Source organism: Listeria swaminathanii (assembly GCF_014229645.1).
Taxonomy (GTDB): domain Bacteria; phylum Bacillota; class Bacilli; order Lactobacillales; family Listeriaceae; genus Listeria; species Listeria swaminathanii.
In genome coordinates this window covers 99,080-123,218 of the sequence record NZ_JAATOD010000003.1, presented here as the reverse complement: position 1 = coordinate 123,218, position 24,139 = coordinate 99,080, and the positions used below count along the sequence as shown (strand labels likewise).

Below are 24,139 nucleotides of genomic sequence, written 5' to 3'. Positions count from 1 at the left end.
GGTGAGAGCATGGAGAAATTGATTCAAACGATAGTCCTTTATGGAATTTTTGCAGTTGGTTTTTTATATCTACTATATTTTATCTTGCAAAAATTGGAAAATATCTTAACGAGCTTTTTTTACGAAATTAGCCAAGATAAGTCACTTGAAAAAGAGAGTTTATTACGTCGCCTAAAACGACAAAAAGTTGCTACAAATCAAGAAGAACAGAAAAATAGGCAATTAGCGATTGAAGCAGAACAGAAAGAGACCATTTTTCTTGAAGAAATCGACCAGTTAGTTGCTCGAAATAGAAAATATGAACAAGAGTTACAAATTTGGCAAAATGAAAAATCAACTCAAATTGTTGAAGTTCCAAGCGTGGAAACGACGCCACATGCGCCGTTTAAATCACTAAGTAGCTGCGTTAATGAAATCATTCAAAAGGTTTTTGTTGCATCTGAAGAAGAGGAAGCGCAACTTTTCACGGAAGCAATTCGTGAATTTGATACGCTCGTCCGGGTTGAAAAAATCCGCCTAGCCCTTCCTTACAAAGTCCTTTTACGTTTGTTTGAAATGCATACACCAGAAGAGTTACACGCATTTACAAAGTCGTTTGAAAAGTTCAATGAGCGCGCAAGTAAGCTTTCTGTGAAACAAATTTATCAGAGTAGCTACTTGTCGTCGGAACAAAAATTAAAAGTGATGCGTGAAGACGGCACCTTAGATGAACTTAATCATCAATTTGTCGAATTTCTATTCTATATGTTGACGCATTTCTCTTATCGTCAAACACGTGGACTGTACCGGAATTATTTAGAGGTTTATAATGTTCACTTTTATACAGGGCTTATTCGTGTAGATGTTGCTAATGAAGAATCGGCAAGTCACTTTGATAAGCTGTGGAAACCGACACATACAGGCTATAAAATCGAGTATCAAGTTCAAAAGGAATTAATTGGTGGAGTTATTATCAATTATGGAACAAAGTCGATTGATATGAGCTATCAGGAACTAATCAAGCGCACAACAGAAAAAATGGAATCGGAAGTGAGACTTTGAAAACTATTCATTTTGATATGAACAAATACGAAACCCCTGTGGATTTGGAATATTTAAAAGAACATGGCCGGGTTGAGAAAATCTCTGATGGTGTAATTTTTTCTTCTGGCCTAGAAAATGCGGCACTTCACCAAGCTGTTACGATTGACGGGAAACACCGCGGCGTAATCCTTGAGTTAAATGAAGAATTTGTCGGTATCGGTTTAATTGATAAAACAAATGATATTTTAGAAGGAATGACTGTGTCTGTTACGGATCATTTTATCGAAGTAAATCTTTTTGAAGATATGGCAGGCCGTATTATTGATACAACTGGAAAAATGTTATACGACATTAGCGATGAACAGCCGACTGCTACTTCGCCGCTATTTTGTGTAACTCCAGCTATTATGACAATTGATAGTGTAACTCGCCCGCTGAATACAGGGCTTGCAGTAATCGACTCTATCACACCAATTGGTCGAGGTCAGCGTCAGTTAATTCTTGGCAACCGGCAATCAGGCAAAACCCAAATCGCGGTGGATACAATCATTAATCAACACAATCAAAATGTACATTGTATCTATGTCGCAATTGGTCTAAAAGCAGCTTATATTGCTGAGGTGATTGAAACGCTCCGTAAACATGGCGCGATGGACTATTCAACAGTAGTTGCAACAGCAGCAAGTGATTCTCTTACCGCCCAATATTTAACCCCATATGCGGGAATGGCGGTCGCAGAGGCATTACGGGACCAAGGGAAAGACGTTTTAATTATTTTTGATGATTTAACGAAACATGCGGATGCTTATCGAGCGATTACATTGCTCTTCAATCGTCCACCGGGAAGAGAAGCTTATCCTGGTGATAGTTTCTACATTCACTCAAGTCTATTGGAACGTGCGGTACAAATGAATCAGGAGCATGGTGGTGGCTCAATCACCGCTATACCGATGATTGAAACCTTATCTGATGATGTAACAGCTTATATTCCGACTAACGTTATTTCGATTACAGATGGTCAATTGTTCTTAAAATCCGATCTATTCAACCGTGGTCAAAAGCCAGCAGTAGATGTCGGTGTATCGGTTTCCAGAATCGGTGGTGACGCGCAACATCCGATTATTCGCAAACTTAGTAAGAACCTGACACTTATACTTTCTCAGTTTGAAGAGTTGAAAGAATTACTGGATTTCGGTAATGCACTTGATGACGGAAGTATGAAAATGGTGACAGATGGACGGATGTTGACGGAGCTATTTAAACAAAATATTTTGAGCCCGCTATCCGTGACAGAATTAATTGCCATTTTATATGCATTCCAAAATGGTTTCTTAAACAAAATGGCGCCAACAAATGTTCAATCTTTCAAAGGATTGTTATTAGAAAAAGCACATGCACATCCGGGCTTTGAGTCATTTTCTAACCAAATTGAGGAAATCAGTGAACTAGATGAGTCGCACGTCAAACTATTAGAAGAAATTATTCAGGAAGCGGGGAGGCCTTTCCGTTGAGTAGCATAGACCAGGCGCGAAAAAAAATTAAAGCACTGAACTCAACTTATAAAATTGTCCATGTAACGGAATTAGCAACCCTTGGTAAACTTTCTGGCTTGCGGGAAAAAGCAGAAGCAGCCGTTAGTTATTACGAAACTATCTTGAAAAGTTTGCGTTGGGTTAGAAAAACGATGTACACCAGCAAAAATGCAGAAGCAATTGAAGAAAAAAATGTTACTGCACTTGCGATTACATCTGAACGAGGGCTTTGTGGAGCTTATAACAGTGAAGTTTTTGCTGAAATAGATAAATTAATTGAAACGCTTGGTGATCAAGTGAATATCAATTGGATTGTCGTGGGGGAACAAGGACATCGTTATTTAACGAATCTTGGCCAGAATATCAGCAAATATTTACAGTTTTCACTTGAAAATATTGATTTGGAAACAACGACAGAAGTAACAGCAGATTTTATTGATCAAATTAATAAGCAAGAAATGGATGCATTGTATGTTATTTTCACGAAGTATTTAAATGCAGTTCAATCAGAAGCGATGTGCGAAAAAATTTATCCGGATATTCCTGAAGAATTAGATGCGGAGTCAATTGAAGTTGATTATGTACTTGATTTTGAGACGGATGACGAACAAGTAGAACAGTTGTTACTAGAAAATTATCTATGTGGGTTGCTTTATAGCATGTTCCGCTATTCGGTTGCTAGTGAGTATTGTATGCGCCGAATTGCGATGAAACAAGCGAAGGACAATATCCATAAGCAACATGAAGAAGCCGTTTTTGACGCTAGAAAAAAAGCATTACAGCAAAAAACTGGCGAATTGTTAGATATCATCAGTGGCGCACAGACGATCAGGAAGGAAGAAGAATAAATGAAAAAAAACACTGGGACCATTATAAGTATTAGTGGTTTTGTTTTAAAAATTGAATTTAATGAAGGCGAACTACCTGAAATCAGCCATGCGCTTGAATATAAGACACATCAAGGAACTTATTTAGCGGAAGTTGTTCAACATACCGGAATTAATACAGTTTCAGCAATTGCGATTGGAGAAGTTAGTGGTCTGGCAAGAGGAGTAGAAATCGTTAATCTTGGTCATCCGATTGAAGTTCCTGTTGGAGAAACAGTTCAAGGACGGATGTTAAATGTTTATGGCAAAGCAATTGATGGGCTACCTGAGCCAGAAGCTAAAGTTAAATGGCCAATTTTTCGTGAACAACCTTTACTGCGAGAATTAGATACAAATAAAGAAATTCTTTATACAGGCATCAAAGTTATTGACTTGATTTGCCCAATTTTAAAAGGTGGTAAAACCGGACTTTTCGGTGGTGCCGGAGTTGGGAAATCCGTTTTAATGCAAGAGTTGATTAACAATATTAGCATGATGGGCGGGAATTCCGTTTTTACCGGGGTTGGCGAGCGTGTCAGAGAAGGTATTGGCTTGTACAAGGAACTAGAGTCTAGTGGTGTTTTACCTCAAACAACCGTCGTTCTGGGGCAAATGAATGAATCGCCAGGCGTGCGGATGCGTGTAGCATTGACGGGTCTTACAATAGCGGAGTATTTACGTGATGAAGAGAAAAAAGATGTTCTGCTATTTATCGATAATGTTTTTCGTTTCATCCAAGCAGGTTCCGAAGTATCCTCCTTGCAAGGTAAAATTCCGATTACAGGGGGATATCAATCAACGCTTTCAAAAGAAGTGGGTGATTTTCAGGACCGAATCGCATCTACAAAAAATGGTTCGATTACGTCAATCCAATGTGTATTTTTACCGGCCGATGATATTGATGATCCATCCGCGGTTGCGACGTTCAGTCATTTAGACTCAACGATTGTATTAGAACGTTCGATTGCAGCACTAGGGATTTTCCCAGCTGTTAATCCACTTCAATCATTTTCAAGGGCGCTTAATCCAACTTTTGTTGGCGAACGTCATTATCAATTAGCTGTGCAAGTGAAATTTATTCTACAACGTTATATGGAATTGCAAGAAATCATTAACGTGCTTGGGATGGCTGAGTTGAGTGATGAAGATAAAAAACTCGTTCACCGGGCGCGGAAAATTCGTAACTTCCTGTCACAACCATTTTACGTTTCTGAAAAATTCACTGGTACAGAAGGGATTTTTGTTGAAATTGAAGACTTACTGAGCAGTGTGGAACGCATTCTAAGCGGTGAATATGATGAACGTTCAGAGCGCGAATTCTTGTTTATTGGATCCTACAAAGACTTGAAATAGGAGGAGAGGCAAATGAAATTAAAAATCGTCTCGCCTATGGGGCAATTTTTTGAGGGTGATGTAGAGGGTTTTGTTATAGATACAAAAGAAGGACAGCAAACGGTATTAGAAGAGCACATTGATTGTTTAAGCTTTTTTGACCATAGCGAAATCATTATTTTAGATAATGAAGGTTCAGATCCTATCTTTGTCGCCCTTGGTTATTTACATCTTGTTCAAAATGAGGCAAATATTATGGCACAATTTGCTTCGACGGACGCCAAACAAGCTGAACGGATTTTTGAGAGACTCAGTAAGCGAAAACAAGGAGAGCAGGGGATTATATGACAAGCGAATTTTTTAATACACTGCTACAGATTATTGCCTTGTTTGCCACTTTTTTTCTAATAGTTTTACTCATTCTCGCTAGCATTCGCTATTTTTTAAACCGGGACGTATTACCTTTAGAAAGAGTTCGGCGGTATCACTTGTGGTACCAACGTTTTCAGCTTGACGGGGAGGTTACAGCTTTTCTAGTCGTTATTATTGCAACGCTTTTAATATGTATAACAGCGATGCAAATAACAGCTATACCTTTCCCATTTATACTACTAATGTTTTGGAGCACGTGGTTATTTCATCTACTTTCCTTATGGAAGAAAACGCGGGTAGCTCAAAAACTAAAAAAAGAAATGACGCAGTTGCTAGGTTTACTTTTAATTACAGGCTTGTACTTTGCTGGATATTGTGCGCTGAAAACGATGCATTTTATTCTTACGCAAATAGCCGACTCCCCGTGGCAAATTCAGCTGGGAGTAAGAAGTTATTTAGTTATTTGCAGCCTGTTTGTAGCAGGCGCGGCAGTATTCATCTGGCAACGCATCTATGTTAAATTACTGAAATAGTTTTCATAAAAATATCCTCAAAGTCCGCGGTTAGGTTTTAAAAAACTTAACTATTTACCGGATGATTTGGAAAAAACAAAAGGAGATAAACTTAAATGATAAAAACAACAAGCTTGAGGCGCCCCTTATTGTTAGTCATGGTGGCATTATTAATATTCGGTCAGCTAAACCTTTCCTCATTCCCAGTTTTTGCGGAAGAAAAAGGCGATGATTCTGTTGCTTATACTATTCAAGAAGACCTTTCAAGCGACAAAAAGAAAGCTACACTGACACTTAAAGCCACACCGAAAAACACGCAAGTTAAAATATTAGCTATAGAAACGCCTGATGGAGAAAAGACGGATGGCGAGGAAGTTGAATATGTAGCTACCAAAAATGGCTCTGTCGACTTTATTATTTCCTACAAAGATAAAGCCGGAGCAGAAAAAGAATACACTGCTTCTTATAAAGTAAGTGAAATATCTGAAGAGACGGCAACTGTAACTCCTGGTAAAACAGGGCTTAAATCCAGTGCGCCTACTGTAGCCTTAAATATTCCTGATTATAACAAAACAGCATGGGGTAATGGGGATATCAAAGACGTTTCTGTCACAGTAGAGTTTAATAATAATAGTTCCACTGGTAAAAAAATAAATTTCACGTTACCAGATGGTATGCGATTTGTCTCTCTACCTGTTCCAAGCAGCTACCAACCAACAAGTAGCTCTGATTCAAGTGTTTTAAGTTATTTTGGCGCAGGTAATCCGGTTGGTGACTCGATTACTTCGGTGACAGTTCCGGACAAAGAGGCTGGGTATAACAAGGCCACTTATGGAACAGTCAGCTATGAACTAGAACCTGCAACAGAGAAATTAACGCTTAGCTTTTCTGTTCAAGTAGATGCAGCCAAGTATTATGGCACAGCAGACTTAAAATCGCCTATCAAAGTCGATGCTTACATGGGTGAAGGAAGCACGCCGGTTGCCTCAGCAGAGCAAAGCGTTCACGCCGAAGGTAAAAATGTTGTCGGTTACGCTTCTCAAAAGAGTGTTCAAACCATGTTTAGAAACTGGTATACATCGTCCTTTTTACCAGAAGTGATGGCAAGTACAGATACAGAAGATTCTTATAATTATACAAAACCATATTCAGTTGTAAATGGTATCAACCAAGCAGACGGCCGTGGATCAAAAATCTTTGTTCCTAAAAATGTTACGACGACCCTTTATTATCCAGAAGGTATGGAGTATGCCGGTGTAGTTAACGAAGGTAAAAGTGTGATTGGAAATACTGACAATAGAACCATCACCCATTATCCAAGCGAAAATAAAGTCGTTATTGATTTTAAACAAGAAAATTACTATGGCGTAGTAGAAACCATTTTTGCGGTTAAATATAAAGTGCCAGCTGGAACCCCGGTTGGGACCTATACGGCGCCTAAAGTCCCGCATGCGGTTATTACAACATATGATGACCAAGTATTTGAAACAGACGCATTAACCAATGATTCCAACGATACAACAACGCTAGCTGCGAAAGATACGTGTAAAGTAGTTGGTGGAACAGCAAATAAAATGGTTATGCTACCAAGAAATAACTATATTAATCCAGATAATGAAACTTGGGCAGGTCTTATTCAGATTAACAATAAGCAAACTGCTGGAGTAAAAACAAATCAAGTTTACCAAATTAAATTTGATGAAAACTGGGAAGCATATACAGTTAATTTACCTTTTGATGGCAAATTAGCTGGCAATAAGGCAACAGATGTACAATATAAAACTAACTTAAATCCAGAATATCGAACTTACGAAGGTACTCTTCCTAAAACAAATGTGAATAAAATGCTAACGCTAGAAGCAACGGCAGTAGGTCTTCAAGAAGGGGAATACTTTACAGAAGTAAAAGCGAATGTAGGGGACTTCTCTACCGGATTTACAAATATTGATACTTCCGCGCCATTCAAAGCGGCCAACAGCGCATCATACGGAATAGTGAAGCCGGGTATCACTTCGGTTCAATTTGATGTTAATATTTGGGATGCTGAAGATGAAGCAAATACCAAAGTTTCAGGTTCATCAACGTACACTGTTACAACTGGTGTAAGCACGGCGGCGAATGGAACAGCTGCATTTTATAACACTGAAGGTGCACTAATTAAGACTGCTCGTGCGGGAGACACAGTAACCACAAAAGCATCATTAATTATGCATGATTACCCATATGGAACAAGAACCGTCCTTAACAATCCAGAAATTTATTTACGTCAATTAGAAGGAACAACGGTTAAACCGGCATCTATTAAACTGACAGATCAAGACGGCAAAGAAGTCGATTTTTCTGTTGAAGCGAAATCAGCTAATAACGGCGATAAAGTGTATGTTATCAAAACAACAGATGTTACAGTAGGCGAATTTATCGGTTATCCAGCCAAAAAACAATATTTAAATATTAGCTATAACACAACATTCGATATGACTTTAAGTAAGAGTATCCATACAGATATTCAAGAGTTGCTTGCTTGGGGTGGAAGTAATGTTACTTCGGCGCTAGGAGCGAATATTTTCCTGGATAATGGGCTTGATGTGAACCAAAATGGTAAAGATGCAGAACGACTGCTATCTACTAATACAAGTACACTAAGTGTTCCTAAACAAGATACAGTTACAGTAGAAACTTTCCTAAATGTAGCTGGAGAAGGAATCAAAGCGGCTTATGTAGAAGATGATGACAGCACAGTTTCGTATTTCACACCAGGAACTGATGCTGATTATATGGTTAAAATCACGAATACGTCTAGTGGTATCGCTGAAAGCCTAGATATTTACATCCCAATTCCAAAAACTGGTCAAGACTTTGGCTCGAAATTCCAAAGTGAACCTTTTAAATGGGATATGAAACTAAGCGATGCACTCACAATGACAGACGCGCAAAAAGCGCAGTTTGACGTGAGTTATACAGCTGAAGCAACTTCAAGTAACTATACGACAGATGCTATTTACAGTAATACACTTGCAGATTACGGAAAAGTCAACATGGTCCGTATCAAAGTGAAAACGGAAATCGAATCTGGAGAAACGCAAACAATTAAAGTTCCGCTAAAAGTAGATGAAACTTTTGATTCCGCTACAGCTGGAAATAAAATTGGTGAACGTGACGTATACAACCCGTACTATGCAGTTACAACGAACACTTACTCAGGATCTATCGCTGGTACTCGAGTAGGGGCAGAATTAGTAATTGTAGAAGTCGCAGGTAAATTATTTAAAGATAAAAATGCAAATGGTGTATATGAGTCTACGCAAAGTGATACACCACTTGCGAATGAAACAGTTGAATTATATAAATGGAATGAAACAACTTCAAAGTATGAAGCATTTACTAAAGACGGGGAAACTGTAACGACGACAACCGATGCGAATGGTGACTATAAATTTGATTACAATTTAGGCATTGGTTACGGAAAATATGCAGTTAAATTCCCTGATAAAGCAGGATACAAGTTTACCTTGCAAAATGTTGGTAAAGATAAGTCATTAAATAGCGCAACGCCAAATCTAGGAGCTGAGACTGGTTGGGTAAAAGAAATCGACCCAGCGCAACCAGATGCACAACACATCAATGCTGGTTATATTTCTTACGCACCAGAAACTGATTTAAAAGTAAACTTAAATGAAAAATTAGTTCAAGAAGGCAAAAGCTTGAAGATTACTTTACCAAAAGTAGCTCATACAGATGGTGAAGCGGCAGAAGACACAATCGAACCAGACTTCTTCCAAAAAATTCAAGCAGCAACAGATGGCTATAAGTGGACTACAGCGAATACCGGAATAGCGACTGCGAAAACGCTAAGTGATGGATCTGGCGCAATTGTAGGTGTTTCTACTAACGGCAAAACAATAGCAGCTACAGACCTAACAATTGCGATTAAAGACATTTTTGGCGAAGAACAGAAATCGACTGCACCAATTTATGTAACAACTGCGGGAGGAAACATTGCTCAGAAAGACCGTTTAAGAATTGGAGCAACTAACTTCTCACTTGAATACAAAGATGCAGTAGCGCTAACAGAAGCACAAGCGGTAACAAAAGCAAAAACAGCTGCTTTTGAAGAAGTGAAAAATGGCGTAAATTCAAACGCACAAGACCGCACAAATGTAGTAAAAGTAGATGAAACGCAACTAAACGCGATTAAAAATGGTCCAAACCAAGGTGGAACATATCCGCTTACGTACACGCTGGAACAAGATGGCAAAGAAGTTGAAGTAGTCATCCAAGTGAAAGTGGAAAAAGATTTAACAGCAGTGAACGCGCATGACTCTAAGATTTATGTGGGCGAAAGTTGGAGTGCGGCTGATAATTTCGATAGCGCACTCGATAAAGAAGGAGTAGCCGTTGCTTTTGCAGATATCGTAGTCACTGGTTCTGTTGATACAACAACAGCTGGCACATATCCAGTCACATATAAATACAACGATATGTCTAAAACGGTCAATGTTACGGTAAAAGCCGATTCGACCGAAGTGAACGCGCATGATTCCACTATTTATACCGGCGATACTTGGAGTGCGAAAGATAACTTTGATAGCGCCGCAGATAGAGACGGAAACCAGGTCACTTTTGATAAAGTTACTGCGACAGGTACAGTCAACACTGCGCAAGCCGGCACATATTCCATTAGCTACAAATATGGGAGCGAAACGAAAACAGTAACTGTAACAGTAAAAGAAAACAAAAAAGGCGTTAATGCGCACAATGCCACTATTTATGTGGGTGATAGCTGGACAGCGGAAGACAACTTTGATAATGCTGTAGATAAAGACGGGAACTCGGTAGCCTTTTCAGAGGTTAGCGTTACGGAAACACCTACAGTGAACACAAATAAAGCTGGCACATATCAAATCAAATATAGTTATGATGGAGCTACAAAAACAGTGACATTGACAGTGAAGAACATTCAAACAGCTGTAAATGCGCACAACTCCACGATTTATATTGATGAGCCATGGGATGAAAAAGATAACTTTGATAGCGCTCGAGATAAAGATGGAAATGCAGTCGATTTTGCAAATGTGGAAGTGGAGGGAACTGTTGATAGAACACAAGCAGGGACATATCCAATCACCTACAAATACGACGGCTTTTCTAAAACAGTTCAAGTTTCAGTGAAAAATCCACAAACTGCCATTTATGCGGATGATTCTGTGGTTTATACAGGTGATACTTGGAGCGCGAAAGACAATTTTGACCGAGCGATTGATAAAGCTGGAAATGCTGTTGCTTATAAAGATGTAACAGTGGAAGACGCTTCTGATGTTGATTTGACGACACCTGGAACATATTCGGTAACGTATCGTTATGAGGGGATTTCTAAGGTCGTGCAAGTTACTGTAAAACCAAGACAGACTAAAGTAGAGAGCCATGATAGCACCATTTATGCAGGGGATGATTGGCAAGCAAAAGATAACTTTGATTTAGCTACGAATAAAAAAGGCGATACAGTGAAACTAGCTGACGTAACAGTTATTGGCCGTGTTGATACACAAAATCCGGGCACGTACGAAATCAGCTACCGTTACGATGGCGTGACAAGCGTATCCCGTGTAACAGTGTTGCAAAATCACGCAAAAATTATCATCCATGATAGCCAGCTAACAACAAATGAAAATTGGGATGCGAAAGATAATTTCGTTAGTGCAATGTCAAGAGACGGCATCGAAATCCCACTTTCTAAAGTGAAAATAACAGGAAAAGTTAACACTAAAAAAGCTGGCACATACCAAGTCACTTACACGATTGACCCGAATGAAGGAACGGCAGATGCAGGCAAAAAAGAGCTTTCTGTTGTTGCTAACATTCAAGTAGTAGACAAAGAAACTATTAAAAAAGGTAACGTGAACGTGACGGAAAATAATAGGCAACATACAGCAACATACAGAGAAGCAATCCCAAGAACTGGCGATCAAATGAATTTATGGATTGTCTTGATGGGGATTTGCTTAGTAGGACTAGCTCTATTCTTATGGAAGACTAGACAAAGAAGAAAAAGCAAATAAATAAAAGGGGAAGGTAGGAGGTCTCAACTTTGAGGCAAACCTACCTTTTCCCGCAAATAAAATAAAAATTTTTCCGTTGAAATTAGATAAATAGACAGAGATAGTTCAACCGGTAGCCCAATTTTTAAAAATAAATATGGGTGGAAAGGAAATAGAAAATGACCTTTTTAGAATTTCATCAACTAATCAGTCAAGACTTACTGATTTATTCATGGATTAGAAAGAATTTTTCTCTTACTTACCAAGAATTAGAGGTAGGTAAGGAACTTAAATTGCAACACGGACAACTAATCATCATGGAAAAAGGTTTAATAATACAAGAGAACTTAGGAAAAAAAGCTACAATTCAACGAGTTTTTGCGGATCAGCGTATTATCTATACAACAGCTAGCGTGTTATCACTATCGGCATTAGAAAATACAACCTACAGCATTCTTTCGACAGATGAACTATTCGAAAAACTAGATGCGCATAATTTATTATCGAATTTCTTTTTGCAAATTGCGGAAGATTTTGAGAGAAGTCTAGAATGGCAACGAGAAATAATGTCGGCTGATCCTGAGGAACGAGTTGAAAAAGTCTTAATGAAAATTATTAATCGATATGAATTGAACGCTGCGCACAATCCAGAATTTCCAAGGTGGCTAAAAATCTACGTCCTAGCAAAATTGGCCAAATGCTCTGTCTCAACCACATCTGGGATTATCAATGGTTTAGCAGACAAAGGAACCATAAATGTAAAAACGACACCTTGGTTATTAATGCAAGATTTGGAAGTAAAGTGTGTCTCGTAAATATCATAAAAAAACTACTCAAAGACCCATTTTGAGTAGTTTTTTTACTATTTATTCGAATTAAGATGAATTAATATCGTTTTTTTGATATACATAGTTTGTTTCTTAGATACACTATATTGTCGGATTGGTTTTTCTGTATTAGTGACCGATACACTAATTAATACCGTAATAATATAGATTGGTAAAATGCTGATACTACAGTGTTTTAGTAACGATACTGTAAAGTTGGCACGGAACTTGCAATAAATAGAGCGGGTAGCAAAATAAATGAATTATATTAGGAGGGAAAAAGATGGTAGGAATTATCCTCGCAACTCACGGTGAATTTGCTGAAGGTATTTTGCAGTCCGGAACGATGATTTTCGGCGAGCAAGAAAACGTTAAAGCAATCACTTTGATGCCAAGCGAAGGTCCAGAAGACATCAAAGCTAAAATGGAAGCTGCAATAGCAACTTTTGACAGCCAAGATGAAGTTTTATTCTTAGTGGATCTTTGGGGAGGCACACCATTCAATCAAGCAAACGGTCTTTATGAACTCAATAAAGATAAGTGGGCAATCGTAGCAGGACTTAATTTGCCAATGTTGATTGAAGCTTTCTCATCACGTTTTACAATGGAAAGCGCACATGAAATCGCAGCAAATATCCTTGCGCCAGCTCAAGAAGGTATCCGTGTGAAACCAGAAGAACTACAACCGCAAGTAACGGCTACTGAACAGCCACAAGCAGAAATCGCTGCAGTTGGTGACGGCAAAATCGAATTCGTTCTAACACGTGTTGATTCACGTCTCTTGCATGGTCAAGTAGCCACTGCATGGACAAAAGCAACACACCCAACAAGAATTATCGTCGTTTCAGATGCAGTTGCAAAAGACGATCTTCGTAAAAAATTAATCGAACAAGCAGCACCACCAGGAGTAAAAGCTAATGTTATCCCAGTCCAAAAAATGATTGAGATTTCAAAAGATCCACGTTTCGGCAATACAAAAGCACTTTTATTATTCGAAAATCCTCAAGATGTTTTACGCGCAATTGAAGGTGGCGTAGAAATCGAACAAGTAAACGTTGGTTCCATGGCTCACTCTGTAGGTAAAGTTGTTGTTAGCAAAGTACTTTCCATGGGTAAAGATGATGTTGCAACTTTTGAGAAATTAAAAGAAAAAGGCGTTAAATTCGATGTGCGTAAAGTCCCTAACGACTCAAGCGCAAACATGGAAGACATCATTAAAAAAGCAAAACACGAATTAAAGACACAATAAAAAATTAAAATAGGAGGTTTATTATGTCTGTCATATCAATAATTTTAGTAGTACTTATTGCATTTTTAGCAGGTATTGAAGGAATTCTAGATGAATTTCAGTTCCATCAGCCATTAATCGCATGTACATTAATTGGTCTCGTAACAGGTAACTTAACAGCTTGTATCATCCTTGGCGGAACTCTACAAATGATCGCACTTGGATGGGCAAACATCGGAGCAGCCGTAGCACCAGATGCCGCGCTTGCCTCAGTAGCTTCAGCAATTATATTAGTATTAGGTGGACAAGGGGTAGCAGGTATTCCGTCCGCAATCGCCATTGCAATTCCACTAGCAGTAGCAGGTCTTTTCTTAACAATGATCGTTCGTACATTGGCAGTTCCAATTGTTCACTTGATGGACAGAGCCGCTGAAAAAGGGAATATTCGCAGCGTAGAGTGGTTACATATTTCAGCAATTTGTATGCAAGGTGTTCGTATCGCGATTCCAGCAGCAGCACTTTTATTCATTCCAGCAGACAGCGTTCAATCTTTCTTAGAAGCAATGCCAGCTTGGTTAACAGATGGTATGGCTATCGGTGGAGGAATGGTAGTTGCCGTTGGTTATGCACTAGTTATCAACATGATGGCTACTAAAGAAGTATGGCCGTTCTTCGTTATCGGTTTCGTAGTAGCAGCAATTTCTCAATTAACACTTATCGCAATCGGTGCTCTAGGTGTTGCACTTGCTCTTATTTACCTTAACCTATCTAAAATGGGTGGCGGTAATTCAAACGGCGGTGGAGGCGGAAACTCTCGCGATCCACTCGGCGACATATTAAACGACTATTAATAAAAAAAGGAGGAGAATAGAATGGCAGAAAAAATCGAATTATCAAAGAGAGACCGTCTACGCGTAGCATGGCGCTCTACGTTCATTCAAGGTTCATGGAACTACGAACGTATGCAAAATGGTGGCTGGGCATTCTCTATGATTCCCGCTATTAAAAAATTATATAAAACTAAAGAAGATCGTTCTCAAGCTCTAAAACGTCACTTAGAATTCTTTAATACACATCCATATATCGCGTCTCCAATTCTTGGGGTAACACTTGCACTTGAAGAAGAACGTGCAAATGGTGCAGAAGTTGATGATGTAGCAATTCAAGGGGTTAAAGTTGGTATGATGGGACCTCTAGCTGGTGTTGGTGATCCAGTATTCTGGTTTACAATTCGTCCAATGTTAGGAGCATTAGGTGCTTCTCTTGCCTTGAGTGGAAACATTCTTGGACCAATTTTATTCTTCGTTGCTTGGAACGTAATCCGTTGGGGCTTCATGTGGTATACACAAGAATTCGGCTACAAAGCTGGTTCTAAAATTACTGATGACCTTTCTGGTGGATTACTACAAGACATTACAAAAGGTGCTTCGATACTCGGGATGTTCGTCCTCGCCGCCTTGGTGCAGAGATGGGTAAATATCCAGTTTGCGCCAATTATCTCGAAAGTTAAACTTGATGAAGGTGCGTATATTGATTGGAGTCATCTTCCACAAGGCGCTCAAGGTATCAAAACTGCTTTAGAACAACAACAAGCAGGTTTAGCTCTTTCTGAAATTAAAGTAACAACCTTGCAAAATAACTTGGATAACCTAATCCCAGGACTTGCAGCAGTAGCTCTTACATTCTTATGTATGTGGTTACTTAAGAAAAAAATCAGCCCAATTATCATCATTCTAGGTCTATTCGTAGTTGGTATAGTTGGTCACTTAATCGGGCTTCTGTAAAAATAAGCTGATCGAAAAGAGGCTGGTGCAATATTCACCGAGCCTCTTTTCGTTTAGATATATGACACAGATAAACGAATACGGTATAATAAACAAAACAAGCGAAAAGAAATGGAGCGAATACAGTTGGTTCAATCGATTAATACAAAGGTAGACTTAACAATAGATGCCACCGCGTATACTGGACTTACAGATTACGGGAAAATTATGATTGGCGACAAAGGTTTTGAATTTTTCAACTCACGTGATGTGCGTAAATTCGTCCAAATTCCTTGGGAAGAAGTAGATCAAGTTATCGTATCTGTTATGCTAAAAGGCAAGTGGATCCCTCGCTACGCCATTAAAACAAAGCGCAACGGCACGTATACATTTGCTTCTAAACAGCCTAAAGAAGTTTTACGTAAAATACGAGTTTATGTCGACCCGGCCAATATGGTGAGTTCGCTCAGTTTCTTTGACGTTATGAAGCGCTCGTTTCGGTCGATATTTAGCAAGAAGAAAAACAAAAATAAATAAGCCGATTTATACCGAAAAGCTTCAATGGACTTATTGTCTGTTGATGCTTTTTTTTCATACATAATAATTGAACAAATAGCGTATTTTGATACAATAGAAAGTGTAATTAAAACGCAATCAAAGGAGGAACACCAACATGAAAAAACCAAGAATCTACACAACGTCATTCGCTAGTGTATACCCTCTTTACATACAAAAAGTGGAGAAAAAAGACCGCACAAAAGAAGAGCTAGACGAAATTATTTTCTGGCTAACAGGCTACGACCAAGCTTCCTTACAGCAAGCCATCGATCAAAAAATAGATTTCGAGACCTTTTTCAACCAAGCACCAGAAATGAATCCTAATACTTCCCTAATCACTGGAGTTATTTGTGGCTACCGAGTGGAAGAAATTGAAGATAAACTGATGCAAAAAATTCGTTATTTGGATAAATTAGTTGATGAACTCGCAAAAGGGAAAAAGATGGAGAAGATTTTAAGGAAATAAACAAAAAAGCAGCCGATGTGAAGGCTGCTTTTTTTGTGTATCAGCTTTTGGAAACTTTCTTTTTAACGTCTGCTAGTGAATTAACAACTTTTAAGGTCATTTTCACGGATTTTCGATTTAAAGTCCCTTGATAATGTTTGATTTTGTTAGTTAGTTCATTATTTTTATTTGTTGTAAGTTGTAATTTTTGTTTGGTTTGTTTAAGTTCATTTTCTAAGTGTTTATTTTTTTCTTGGTGTTTTTTGTTTTGGTCCGCGGTAGTTTTTCTCAGTTGGGTAAGTTGGTTATTAACGGTATTTACTCGATATTTGGTGCTAAAATCATGCCTTTCTTTTAATAGATTAGCAGAAAATTTTACTCGATTTAGCATCTCTGTTGGATTTAATGTGGAAATGACTTCTGGGCTAGTGGGGAAATTAATGGATTGAATAAGTTCGTCCATTGGGGCAGATTTTCTGTTTTTGTCATGTTTATAGATGTGATTTAGCCCGTTTGTGTCTAAGAAATCAATGTAATTATCGAAATTTTGCGCTTGCACTTTTTCAGCAGATTTCAAATCGACTTTACCGAGTAAATCTTGAATATTGTTGGTTCGCTCTAGTTCGTCTATTGTGACGTGAGGAAGGGCGTGGTAGGTAGCTAGTTCGCGCATTCGGGCATCTTGTACAAAAGAAATATTAGGTGTTCCAACTATTGTAGGAATAACGTTTCCGTGCAAGCGAGAACCAATACTAAAATCAATATTTTTCACAAAATCATACCAACTAGGCATACTAGTAAAATATTTTACACGACCTTCTTTATAATATTTATGTTCGATGTTTGTGGGATAGTCTTTGATATCGCTAGTAATATCTGGACCACCAGCGTACATTAAATGGAATTCGTCTAGGTGTTGGGGGATAAAGTGATAGTCTTTGTATGTAGTAATCATGTTATTTAAAAAGTGGATAGCAGTTTCTGAAGAGGTTGGAGATGCGTTAATCGCGATGGAGGATTGATTTGTTAAGTGTAAATCTCTAATTTTTATTTCTCGTCCGAATGTATAGAGGGAAGGACAACCAATTACTCGAAAGTCGAGGTCATCGTTAAAGCCTAGTTTTTTTAAATAATCTGCTGTGATTTGTCCGCGGACTCCAATTTGAGCTGATTTTTCTAGGACTGCTTTTACAAAGTTAGTAACATCTTCATCAAAAGCAAAACCCTCATCTAGTTGTGGTTCATAATTCGCTCGTAAGCCTACGCCCGTAACGACGACGGGGATTTTTAATTTGCGTATAAGTTGGGTGTAATTGCGGAGTATGGGCCTGAAGTCATCTCGAAACGCGTCTGCTAAAGGCATAACATAGAGGTCGTAATTTTCATTGATTTTTTCTGCGAGGTTAGGATTAGATGACAGCCCATCTGCGTGTATTTCTACATCGTCATTCCATAAGGCTCGATAAATACTGTATTGATAAGCAAGGTTGCCGTTGTTAAAACCTGTCCGATCTTTTAAATAGAGGTCTTCCGGCATATATACATTCGTGGGCCGCATGCCTGACCTAATTAATATTTTCTTCACTAAAAAAACCACATCCTTAAGTAAGTTGATATTTAAATTATATCAAAATGTTAATAAGGTTAATAGTTTTTGAAATGAAGTTATTAGTATTTGTTTTTGCATGTATCAAAGAAGTAGCCAATTGCGTCCACTAATTCTTCGTTTACCGAATAAATATGTGTTGTCCCTTCCTTTCTTAAATTAATCAGTTGTGCCTCTTTAAGCAATTTAATATGGTGTGACATGGTTGATTTGGAAATATTGTAAGTTGTTCCAGAGAAGCGTTTCTCTTTGCTTTTCAGTAAACATAGGAAAATATCGAGACGGATTGGGTCACTAAGTGCTTGGAAAATTAATAATAAATCTGATTTTGATAGCTCATTTAACTTTTTCATATAAATATCATATCATAACTTGCATTTTAATTGCGCGGAAGTTGCTGCTATGTTATATTATGATAGTTCGAAATTAATCGAACTATCAAATCTGAAAGAAGTTGTTGAGAAATGTTACATATCGAAGCGCAAATGACGATAAAAAAAGAGCAAATCGAAGCTTTTTTGCAGGCTGCTAAGGAAGTTATTGCCGCATCACAAGCGGAAACAGGGAACCACGGCTATGAATTAGTGCAATCTACAGAAAATGAAACTGTTTTTTATATGCTCGAAAAATGGGCAGATATGGATGCTATTCAACAACATAATGAAAGCGTGCATTTCCAAAAATTCCAGAAAGCCGCTGCCAATTTTGTTGCTAAAGAACTTGAAATTTCAGTGTTAACGCCACTTGCGCGATAAGGAGGAGAAAAATATGACTTATTTAAATAATGATTTTGAAGACTTAATGAAAAACCGCCGCTCGATTCGAGAATACGATGAAACGGTGAAAATTAGCCAAGAGGAAATGAAAGCCATTTTAGAGGATGCGGTAACTGCTCCTTCGTCTGTAAACATGCAGCCGTGGCGTTTTGTAGTTGTAGAAAGTGATGCGGGTAAAGAAAAATTAAACTCGTTAGTTCGCTTTAATACACGTCAAAACGAATCTTCTTCCGCGATGATTTTAGTTTTCGGTGACTTGCAAAACTTCGAAAATGGCGAAAAAATCTACGGAGAATCAGTGGAACGAGGCTTGATGCCAGCAGAAGTAAAAGAACAACAAATGGCAAAATTAAGCCAGTATTTTGAAGTGATTCCCCGTTCAGAAGCAGAACGTGTAGTACTTATTGACGGCGGACTTGTAGCGATGCAATTAATGTTAGTTGCTCGTGCGCACGGTTATGATACAAATCCAATCGGCGGTTTTGAGCGTACAGAAGTTGCAGAAGCTTTTAATATGGACCCAGAGCGCTATGTTCCAGTGATGATCGTTTCTATTGGGAAAGCTAAAAATTCCGGTTATCAGTCTTATCGATTGCCGATTACTGATGTTACAAGTTTTGCTTAAAGTAAGAATGAGGAAATAGTTGATATTTCCTTGTTCTTTTTTTACTTCTTGGTATAATTAAAGGGACATAAAGCCAAGGAGGAGAAGCAACTGTGACAATCAAAATAACTCGTAAAACAGGCATTGGCGGCAGCATTACTCCGGTGAATATTAGAATTGAAAATGAAGAAGTTATAAAACTCGACAATCATCAGTCCCATTTTTTTATGCCCAAGATGGAGAAAACGAGGGTTCGCGCGACTGATTGGTTCTTTGGGAGCCAAGAAGCAATTTTGGAGAATAGCAATGATGTTATTGTGCGTATTAATAGGAAAGCGCTTCTATTAAATTATTCTATGTTCCCGTTTCTTTTTTACGGTTTTGTTATGACTAGTTTGGTTGCTACGTTGATTGCGCTTGGTCTTTGCTTAACATCATTTTTTTATTCGCGAAAGCATTGGTTTGAGTTTGTGAAAATAAAGAGATAATTGATGATAGTATGAGTCGAGTGCTCATGCTATTTTTTATTTTTGAGAAAAAAGCAGCAAAACAATAACTGCATTGATAATTTATTCACAAAAGAAAATTAATTTTTTAAAATACCTAGAAAAGCCTTTGTTTAAAGCCGTTTTTTCAAGTATAATCTTGTATGATAGCTGAATATACAGAGACTAGGGAGGAAGACAACTAGGACTATCAAAATAACACGCAAAACGGGATATATGGGAGGGGCAGCCCCAATAAAACTTATAGTAAACGCGGAAGAAAGTATACCACTCGGTAATGGGGAGTCACATACAATTACAGCGGATAAAGTGAAAGTAAAAGCTGCTCAATTTGGTTTCCAGAGCCAGGAAAGAAATATAGAAGATAGCGGTGAATTTTTCATAAAGATTAATTCAAATATGTTGGTATTATTTTTTATTATGATTTTTTGTATATGTGTTGGCTCGGCGCTAAATATCTTTATGATTTCTATTGTGGGGCTTATTGCGGCAATTGTAGGACTTTTTCTAGGTAGGAATCATTGGTTTAAGATTTTGAAAGCTGACGAATAATATGAAAGTAGATAGTACGGGCCAAGTGCTCGTACTATTTTTTTATCTGTGTAAGTTGATATTCTATCTGTGTAGGTTAGAAAGGGCAGTTAAATCGCATGATGACAGCGCTTTCTTTTGGCATGATAATTGCATGATATACAGATGCTCGGAATGAATCTTTAATCGAGGGGAGGAAATTAGAGAAAAGGGCATTCTGGCAACCACACAAAAAGGGGTACAGAGAGACAAACTTAGAACTACCGAAATGAGGTTTATAAATCAAAAATCGGGGTGAAGAGATGAATAAGAAGATGAAAAAGCTTTTTAGTATTACTTCTGTTGTGTTGTTAGTTTTATCGTTAGTGGTTGTATCAATAGGTGCACAGCCAAAACGGGCGAAAGCGGCTGAAAATGTACCACAGTATCGAAATGTTATGTATTATGGTGATTGGTCGATTTGGGGAGGAGAAGGGAACTTTTATCCGAAAGATATTCCGGCTGATCAATTAACACATTTGAATTTTGCTTTTCTGGATTTTAATAGTAATGGGGATTTGGTTTTTACTGATAAAGATGCTGCTGTTGGGGCGCCTGTTGGGCAAGAGGGAGTTCAATGGGGCGGAGCGAATGCCGGTGTTTTGAATGCGATTCAAGATTTACGCGCTCAAAATCCGAATTTGAAAATAGGTGTTTCGGTTGGAGGCTGGTCTAAGTCGGGAGATTTCTCTACGGTTGCAGCAGATCCAACAAAACGGGCTAACTTTGTGAAGAATGTGATGAAGTTTGTGAAATATACCAATATGGATTTTGTTGATTTGGACTGGGAATATCCTGCTTCGGTGCGGGATGCTGACCTTGTTGATAATAAAAACGATGAAGGCACTCCAAATGCAAAACCTGCGGACAAACAAAACTTTATTACGCTTTTACAAGATTTGAGAACGGCTTTGGATAAACAAGGCGTGGATATTAACAAGAAATACGAATTATCGGTTGCTTTACCAGCTGCAAAATCTACGTTAGAAAATGGGATTGATGTAGCGAATTTGTTTAAAGTAGTCGATTTTGCGAATGTGATGACCTATGACTTAAATGGTGCTTGGACACCGAATAGTGCGCATCATACAGCGCTTTACGGCAATCCGAAAGACCCGAATTATGATAGTGGTTTTTCCGTGGATCAAACCGTGAAATACTTAAAAGAAAAGGGAGCAGTTTCGAATAAAATTGTTGTTGGGGCAGCATTTTATACTCGGGGCTGGAATAAAGTAGCTGCTGGAACGGATACGGCATTGCCAGGACTTTTCCAAGCTGCTGAAAAAACGAATAAAGATGCGGATGGCTCGCTTACTTATGGGGCAAACAACGAAAACCCAATTAAAACTGGCGATGGGGGCCGTGCTGGCGGAGTTTGGGCGTATAGAAGTATCGATGCGCTGAAAGCTAAAACGCCAACTTTGAAAGAATATTGGGATGATACTGCCAAAGCGCCGTATCTTTATAGTAAGGAAACTGGGGAGTTTTACACATATGACAATCCACGTTCGATTGGCTATAAGGCACAATATGTAAAAGATAATAATCTTGGTGGGATGATTTCTTGGATGCAGTCGCAGGATAAAACCACGACTTCGACTAAGCGCGATGAACTCACAAAGGCGATTAAATCAGGATTATTTGGCACAAGCGCTATCCCGCAAAACGCGATTACTTATGCGAATTTAAATGTGGTAGCAACAGTGAAACCTTATAGCGAAAATGGGGTCGGATACGAAATTACAATTACAAACAATGAAAAAGCGGACGAAACCAATGAAGTCTTGAAATCAACTGAGCTATCTTTTGAAACAGTGAAATTACCTAAGTTTTATATTCCAGTAAAAGCTGGCGAAACGTTAACAGCTGGCGATTATAAAGCGGGTACAGTTACTACTTCAGGTGGCAATACAGTAGTTGATTTAGCTTCTGTTTACGATGCACAGCAAATTCCGCAAGGCGCATCTTATACGTTCCGTTTAAAATCGAGTGCATCTAGTGTGGATGTAAATAATATTTCTAAAATTGATTTAACACAACGGATGGTAAAATCGAGTGTCGAATTTGGTAAACAAACTATTTTTGGCGGCGGAAGTGTTGTACCTGATCCAAGTGACACAGAAGCGCCAACCGTACCAAAAGCACTCGCATCTTCTAATGTAACCGATAAATCTGCTACGCTAACGTGGACAGCTTCAACGGACAATAAAGCGGTGGCTGGATATAAAGTGTACCGAAATGGGACTGAAGTTGGCTCTGTTTCAGGAACTACTTTTACAGATAGTAGCTTAACTGCAAAAACAGCGTACACATATACAGTAAAAGCGTATGATGCGGCTGGGAATTTCTCGGCGGCAAGCTCGGCCTTAACTGTGACAACGCTTGACGCGGCAACACCACCAGCAACTCCAGCATGGGACACTGCAAAAACCTATAATAAGGGAGACAGGGTTTCGTACAAAGGGAAAACATATGAAGCGCAGTGGTGGACACAAGGGAATGAGCCGGGAGCTGAACAGTGGGGCCCTTGGTTGTTGATTAATTAATAAATGTTTCGAAAACAGGGATTCTTCATATAGAATCCCTGTTTTTATTTGAAAAAAGAGGACAAAATCATCGTCAGCGTATTACAATGAATAAAAGACATTAGAGAGGATGCTGGCGGATGTATTTTGTGTACGATATTGGTGGAACTTTTATAAAATTTGCTTTGATGGAACAAAATGGGACGATAAAAATGAAAGATAAATTCCCTACTACTGCTAAAAGCGCGGAAGAACTTGTACGGCAAATGGTTGAAAAATGGCTGCCTTATAAACAAGAAGTAACGGGGATTGCGGTAAGTTGCCCCGGGGTTGTGAACACAGAAACAGGCGTAATCTACCAAGGTGGCTCACTCGTCTTTATGCATGAAAAAAATCTAGCTGAAATGCTTGCGCGGGAATGCCATGTTCCGGTAGTACTTCAAAACGACGCCAAAAGTGCTGCTCTGGCAGAATTATGGTTAGGGGTAGCAAAAGATGTCGATAGTGCGGCGATTTTAACGCTTGGTAGTGGTGTCGGCGGCGGGATTATTATGAGTGGAAAATTGCAATCTGGTTTTCATTTAATGGCTGGAGAAGTGAGTTTTATCGAAACCTCTTTTGACACGGAAAAATTACGAGGGAAGTTTTTTGGGCGGACTGGATCGGCTGTGGAACTCATTAAAAGAATTGCTACAAAGAAAAATTTAGCAGATAAAAAAGATGGCGAGCAAGTTTTTGCCTTGATAAATGAAGGCGACGAGGAAGCTCTGACTATATTTGATGATTATATTTATAGGTTGGCTTCGCAAGTTCTAAATATCCAATATTTGATTGATCCGGAAATTATTGCGATTGGCGGCGGAATTAGTGCGCAACCAATTGTTGCCGAACGACTAAATGAAGCCATTGAAGAAATAAAAGCGAAAAATCCGTTCCATGCAGCGAGTCCAAAAATTATTAGCTGTCGTTTTCGAAATGATGCTAATTTATATGGGGCGCTATATAATTTCTTTTTACAAAAAGTAGGCTGATTGTATATTATTAGACTAAATTTTGCGA

At 38.6% G+C, this 24,139-nt stretch carries 21 protein-coding genes; 19 read left to right on the top strand and 2 right to left on the bottom strand.

The genetic code is table 11. The features are described from left to right. Positions 1–9: 9 nt before the first annotated feature. The 13 genes from HCX62_RS10375 (at position 10) to HCX62_RS10315 (ending at position 16,514) form a co-directional block, all read left to right on the top strand. Positions 10–1,041 carry a F0F1 ATP synthase subunit delta gene (locus tag HCX62_RS10375; protein WP_185638996.1) on the top strand — a complete coding sequence of 344 codons (1,032 nt, stop codon included), beginning with the start codon at positions 10–12 and terminating at the stop codon, positions 1,039–1,041. Continuing rightward, a complete protein-coding gene (locus HCX62_RS10370) occupies positions 1,038–2,534 on the top strand; it encodes a F0F1 ATP synthase subunit alpha (protein WP_185638995.1) in 1,497 nt (498 codons plus the stop codon). Before HCX62_RS10375 ends, HCX62_RS10370 begins: the two co-directional genes overlap by 4 nt. After that, on the top strand, positions 2,531–3,403 hold the full coding sequence (locus tag HCX62_RS10365) for a F0F1 ATP synthase subunit gamma (RefSeq protein WP_185638994.1): 873 nt from the start codon (positions 2,531–2,533) through the stop codon (positions 3,401–3,403). The genes HCX62_RS10370 and HCX62_RS10365 overlap by 4 nt, the downstream gene beginning before the upstream one ends. Next, a complete protein-coding gene (atpD, locus tag HCX62_RS10360) occupies positions 3,404–4,774 on the top strand; it encodes a F0F1 ATP synthase subunit beta (protein ID WP_185638993.1) in 1,371 nt (456 codons plus the stop codon). 12 nt (positions 4,775–4,786) lie between these two features. Then, positions 4,787–5,101, top strand: coding sequence for a F0F1 ATP synthase subunit epsilon (locus tag HCX62_RS10355; RefSeq protein WP_185638992.1), 315 nt, complete (start codon positions 4,787–4,789; stop codon positions 5,099–5,101). After that, entirely contained in the window at positions 5,098–5,658 is a 561-nt protein-coding gene (locus HCX62_RS10350; RefSeq protein WP_185638991.1) for a hypothetical protein, read from the top strand. The genes HCX62_RS10355 and HCX62_RS10350 overlap by 4 nt, the downstream gene beginning before the upstream one ends. 95 nt (positions 5,659–5,753) lie before the next feature. Further along, positions 5,754–11,693, top strand: a complete 5,940-nt coding sequence (lcp, locus tag HCX62_RS10345) for a putative cellulose-binding protein LCP (protein ID WP_185638990.1) — start codon at positions 5,754–5,756, stop codon at positions 11,691–11,693. Positions 11,694–11,851: 158 nt separating this feature from the next. Next, on the top strand, positions 11,852–12,487 hold the full coding sequence (locus tag HCX62_RS10340; protein WP_185638989.1) for a mpt operon Crp-Fnr family transcription regulator: 636 nt from the start codon (positions 11,852–11,854) through the stop codon (positions 12,485–12,487). Positions 12,488–12,782: 295 nt separating this feature from the next. Further along, positions 12,783–13,748: a mannose/fructose/sorbose PTS transporter subunit IIA gene (locus HCX62_RS10335; RefSeq protein ID WP_185638988.1), complete on the top strand. Its 966-nt coding sequence runs from the start codon at positions 12,783–12,785 to the stop codon at positions 13,746–13,748. 23 nt (positions 13,749–13,771) lie between these two features. Beyond that, on the top strand, positions 13,772–14,578 hold the full coding sequence (locus HCX62_RS10330; protein WP_003721723.1) for a PTS mannose/fructose/sorbose transporter subunit IIC: 807 nt from the start codon (positions 13,772–13,774) through the stop codon (positions 14,576–14,578). Positions 14,579–14,599: 21 nt separating this feature from the next. After that, on the top strand, positions 14,600–15,511 hold the full coding sequence (locus HCX62_RS10325) for a PTS system mannose/fructose/sorbose family transporter subunit IID (RefSeq protein ID WP_003721724.1): 912 nt from the start codon (positions 14,600–14,602) through the stop codon (positions 15,509–15,511). Positions 15,512–15,637: 126 nt separating this feature from the next. Further along, positions 15,638–16,027, top strand: coding sequence for a DUF956 family protein (locus tag HCX62_RS10320; RefSeq protein ID WP_185638987.1), 390 nt, complete (start codon positions 15,638–15,640; stop codon positions 16,025–16,027). 136 nt (positions 16,028–16,163) lie between these two features. Continuing rightward, positions 16,164–16,514, top strand: coding sequence for a DUF2200 domain-containing protein (locus HCX62_RS10315; RefSeq protein WP_185638986.1), 351 nt, complete (start codon positions 16,164–16,166; stop codon positions 16,512–16,514). A 40-nt stretch (positions 16,515–16,554) separates the two neighbouring features. Here the strand turns inward: HCX62_RS10315 and HCX62_RS10310 are convergent, their stop codons facing one another. Together HCX62_RS10310 and HCX62_RS10305 are read right to left on the bottom strand one after the other, a co-directional pair. Further along, positions 16,555–18,051: a polysaccharide pyruvyl transferase family protein gene (locus tag HCX62_RS10310; protein WP_185639135.1), complete on the bottom strand. Its 1,497-nt coding sequence runs from the start codon at positions 18,049–18,051 to the stop codon at positions 16,555–16,557. Positions 18,052–18,161: 110 nt separating this feature from the next. Beyond that, entirely contained in the window at positions 18,162–18,452 is a 291-nt protein-coding gene (locus HCX62_RS10305) for an ArsR/SmtB family transcription factor (protein ID WP_185638984.1), read from the bottom strand. Between the two features lie 111 nt (positions 18,453–18,563). Here HCX62_RS10305 and HCX62_RS10300 point away from each other — a divergent pair, with 111 nt between their 5' ends. From HCX62_RS10300 to HCX62_RS10275, 6 genes are all read left to right on the top strand, one after another. Then, entirely contained in the window at positions 18,564–18,854 is a 291-nt protein-coding gene (locus tag HCX62_RS10300) for a putative quinol monooxygenase (protein WP_185638982.1), read from the top strand. A gap of 13 nt (positions 18,855–18,867) precedes the next feature. Next, complete coding sequence (locus tag HCX62_RS10295) at positions 18,868–19,500, top strand: nitroreductase family protein (protein WP_185638981.1); 633 nt, start codon at positions 18,868–18,870, stop codon at positions 19,498–19,500. Positions 19,501–19,592: 92 nt separating this feature from the next. Continuing rightward, positions 19,593–19,967, top strand: coding sequence for a hypothetical protein (locus HCX62_RS10290; RefSeq protein ID WP_185638980.1), 375 nt, complete (start codon positions 19,593–19,595; stop codon positions 19,965–19,967). Positions 19,968–20,201: 234 nt separating this feature from the next. Further along, entirely contained in the window at positions 20,202–20,537 is a 336-nt protein-coding gene (locus HCX62_RS10285; RefSeq protein ID WP_185638979.1) for a hypothetical protein, read from the top strand. A 293-nt stretch (positions 20,538–20,830) separates the two neighbouring features. Then, positions 20,831–23,101 (top strand): chitinase ChiB, encoded by a 2,271-nt coding sequence (gene chiB, locus HCX62_RS10280; RefSeq protein ID WP_185639134.1) that lies wholly within the window; start codon positions 20,831–20,833, stop codon positions 23,099–23,101. Positions 23,102–23,220: 119 nt separating this feature from the next. Further along, entirely contained in the window at positions 23,221–24,111 is an 891-nt protein-coding gene (locus HCX62_RS10275) for an ROK family protein (protein WP_185638978.1), read from the top strand. Positions 24,112–24,139: the final 28 nt, after the last annotated feature.

Bases quoted from the DNA above. Each gene is read 5' to 3' on its own strand.
- HCX62_RS10375 (WP_185638996.1), top strand. From the start codon at position 10: ATGGAGAAATTGATTCAAACGATAGTCCTTTATGGAATTTTTGCAGTT.
- atpD (WP_185638993.1), top strand. From the start codon at position 3,404: ATGAAAAAAAACACTGGGACCATTATAAGTATTAGTGGTTTTGTTTTA.
- HCX62_RS10355 (WP_185638992.1), top strand. From the start codon at position 4,787: ATGAAATTAAAAATCGTCTCGCCTATGGGGCAATTTTTTGAGGGTGAT.
- HCX62_RS10350 (WP_185638991.1), top strand. From the start codon at position 5,098: ATGACAAGCGAATTTTTTAATACACTGCTACAGATTATTGCCTTGTTT.
- lcp (WP_185638990.1), top strand. From the start codon at position 5,754: ATGATAAAAACAACAAGCTTGAGGCGCCCCTTATTGTTAGTCATGGTG.
- HCX62_RS10340 (WP_185638989.1), top strand. From the start codon at position 11,852: ATGACCTTTTTAGAATTTCATCAACTAATCAGTCAAGACTTACTGATT.
- HCX62_RS10335 (WP_185638988.1), top strand. From the start codon at position 12,783: ATGGTAGGAATTATCCTCGCAACTCACGGTGAATTTGCTGAAGGTATT.
- HCX62_RS10330 (WP_003721723.1), top strand. From the start codon at position 13,772: ATGTCTGTCATATCAATAATTTTAGTAGTACTTATTGCATTTTTAGCA.
- HCX62_RS10325 (WP_003721724.1), top strand. From the start codon at position 14,600: ATGGCAGAAAAAATCGAATTATCAAAGAGAGACCGTCTACGCGTAGCA.
- HCX62_RS10315 (WP_185638986.1), top strand. From the start codon at position 16,164: ATGAAAAAACCAAGAATCTACACAACGTCATTCGCTAGTGTATACCCT.
- HCX62_RS10310 (WP_185639135.1), bottom strand. From the start codon at position 18,051: ATGCGGCCCACGAATGTATATATGCCGGAAGACCTCTATTTAAAAGAT.
- HCX62_RS10305 (WP_185638984.1), bottom strand. From the start codon at position 18,452: ATGAAAAAGTTAAATGAGCTATCAAAATCAGATTTATTATTAATTTTC.
- HCX62_RS10300 (WP_185638982.1), top strand. From the start codon at position 18,564: ATGTTACATATCGAAGCGCAAATGACGATAAAAAAAGAGCAAATCGAA.
- HCX62_RS10295 (WP_185638981.1), top strand. From the start codon at position 18,868: ATGACTTATTTAAATAATGATTTTGAAGACTTAATGAAAAACCGCCGC.
- HCX62_RS10285 (WP_185638979.1), top strand. From the start codon at position 20,202: ATGGGAGGGGCAGCCCCAATAAAACTTATAGTAAACGCGGAAGAAAGT.
- chiB (WP_185639134.1), top strand. From the start codon at position 20,831: ATGAAAAAGCTTTTTAGTATTACTTCTGTTGTGTTGTTAGTTTTATCG.
- HCX62_RS10275 (WP_185638978.1), top strand. From the start codon at position 23,221: ATGTATTTTGTGTACGATATTGGTGGAACTTTTATAAAATTTGCTTTG.